Here is a 2,268-nt window from a genome sequence, read left to right as displayed (position 1 = left end):
ATGTCCCGTGCCCTCCTGCCTCACCCATGAGGGTAGGGGGGCCGGGCGACCCGGCCCGCTCAGCCCGCCTGCTCGTCGAGGAATGCGAGGACGACCGCCGCGAACAGCGGCGAGTCGTCGAGGTTGTAGTGGGTCAGGCCGGGCAGGATCGCCAGCGCGTGACCGCCCTTCGGACGGCCCTCCCCCATCCAGCCACCGTCGCGGAGCCCGCCGTCGAGCAGGTTGAAGATCTCGACGTAGTGGCTCGGCGGGGCCATGTCGGCGTCGGCGGCAACGATCAGCGTCGGCACCTGGAGCCCCCGGACCTCCTCGGTGAAGTCGAAGTCCTTGGCCATCGCCTCACCAATCTTGTCCAGCAGCCGGGGGAAGTCCTCGGGGCGTGGCGCAACCCGCTGGTAGAGCTGGTACATCGGGGTGTCGGTCATGAATTCGGCGGCGGCCGCGTTCACCTGGCCCTGCTGGACGCGCATCTCCGGATAGATCGCGTCGGGGCGGATGTTGGCTGAGGCCGCCACGAGCCGACCGACCTTGGCCGGGTACTTGGCCGCGGTGTGGAGCGCCACCCAGCCGCCGAGGGAGTAGCCCACCAGGTCCGGCTTGTCCAGCTCGAGGTGGTCGATGAGCGCCGCGACGTCATCGGCCATGAGCCGGACATCGAGCGGTCGGTCGATGTCGGCGGTGCGGCCGTGGCCCTGCAGGTCGACGGCGATGACCTGGTGGCGTTCGGCCAGCGTGGGCAGGACCGGTCCGAACATCTCGCCGGACCCGAGCCCGCCGTGCAGCAGGATCAACGGCCGCCCGGCCCCGTGGGTCTCGAAGTAGAGGTTGATGCCGTTGACCTCGGCGTACTGGCCGTGGCCGTGCGTCGCAGGTGTCCAACTGCTGGTCGTCACGGTGCTGCTCCTCACGTCCTCGCTGGTGGCGTGATGCTAGTACAGACCCTTTGGGCAACCTGCGTGCCCGCGCCACCCTCGTCGATCGAACCCCAGGATGCGGCTGTCCAGGGCGTGGTAGGCGTGATAGATGAGCTGGGGCGAGAAGCCCGCTCCGCGGAGCCGCCCCAGAAGCCAGTCCATGGCTGGCGCGGGGAGGAGGGCACCGTGAAGGCGACCGTCTACCACCGGTTCGGATCACCCGATGTGCTCGAGCTCCAAGACATCGCCCAGCCCGCCCTCACCGACGACGGTGTGCTGGTGCGCGTCCGTGCGTCGTCGGTGAATCCGGCCGAGTGGTACGCGGTGACGGGCAGGCCCTACATCGCACGGCCGACGATGGGGCTGCGCAGACCCAAGCACACGGTACCCGGGGCCGACTTCGCCGGGAGCGTTGAGGCCGTCGGCAGCGCCGTCACCGACGTCCGACCCGGTGACGAGGTGTTCGGCGGCACCAGCAGCGGAGCCTTTGCCGAATACGTGTGCGTCCGCCAGACCGTGGTCACCAAGCCCGCCAACCTGACCTTCGAGCAGGCGGCGGCCGTCCCCACCGCGGCGGTCACCGCCCTGCAGGGCCTCCGCGACCACGGACGGCTACGGCCAGGGCACACGGTGCTGATCAACGGTGCATCAGGGGGCGTGGGCACCTTCGCCGTGCAGCTGGCCAAGGCGTTCGGGGCCGAGGTGACCGGCGTGTGCAGCACCCACAACGTCGACCTGGTCCGTTCCCTCGGCGCCGACCACGTCGTCGACTACACCCGAGAGGACTTCACCCGGAGCGGACGACGCTACGACCTGCTGCTCGACGTGGCGGGGAGCCGGTCATGGTCGGACTGCAAGCGGGTCCTGGGCCAGGGCGCGACCCTCGTCCTCGTCGGAGGGCCCAAGACCAACCCTTGGACCGGGCCGCTGGGCCACGTGGCCGGCGTCCGTCTGGCGTCGCTGCGGGCCAGCCAGAAGGTGGTCTTCTTCGTGGCCAGGTTCACCCGAGAGGACTTCCTGGTCCTGCAGGAGCTCCTCGAAGCCGGCAAGGTGACGCCGGTCATCGACCGCCAATACGAGCTCAGCGAGGCCCCCGCCGCGCTCAGCTACCTCGGAGAAGGACACGCCCGGGCAAAGGTGGTCATCACCGTGTGACCCACCGGCCCCTGCCCGGAATACTCGAGCTTGCGACCGGTCAACGCGAGGTCGCGTTGTTCCCCGCTGTGGGCCACGGCCGAGTTGACCACGTTGCACCTGCTCGGGTACTCCGGGTACGGGGGTGTCGCCAGCAGGGACGTCCAGTTGGGGTCGGCGACCGTGGCCGGGTTGCCGTCGGTGTCGGCCAGGTTGATCG

At 69.8% G+C, this 2,268-nt stretch carries 3 protein-coding genes; 1 reads left to right on the top strand and 2 read right to left on the bottom strand.

Annotated elements, in window-relative coordinates; all coding sequences use genetic code 11:
• Nucleotides 1–59: 59 nt before the first annotated feature.
• Nucleotides 60–893, bottom strand: coding sequence for an alpha/beta hydrolase (locus VF468_09330; protein ID HEX5878508.1), 834 nt, complete (start codon nucleotides 891–893; stop codon nucleotides 60–62).
• Between the two features lie 207 nt (nucleotides 894–1,100).
• On the opposite strand from VF468_09330, the gene VF468_09325 reads away from it, so the two are divergent.
• Complete coding sequence (locus VF468_09325; protein ID HEX5878507.1) at nucleotides 1,101–2,069, top strand: NAD(P)-dependent alcohol dehydrogenase; 969 nt, start codon at nucleotides 1,101–1,103, stop codon at nucleotides 2,067–2,069.
• On the opposite strand, the gene VF468_09320 is transcribed toward VF468_09325, so the two are convergent.
• Nucleotides 2,021–2,268, bottom strand: a 248-nt coding sequence (locus VF468_09320) for a hypothetical protein (GenBank protein HEX5878506.1), incomplete at its 5' end; no start/stop codon positions are given. The genes VF468_09325 and VF468_09320 overlap by 49 nt on opposite strands.

The sequence above is a fragment of the Actinomycetota bacterium genome, from assembly GCA_036280995.1.
Lineage (GTDB): Bacteria > Actinomycetota > CALGFH01 > CALGFH01 > CALGFH01 > CALGFH01.
The sequence above is the reverse complement of the archived record's forward strand: the minus strand, read 5'-3'. Positions and strand labels throughout refer to the sequence as shown.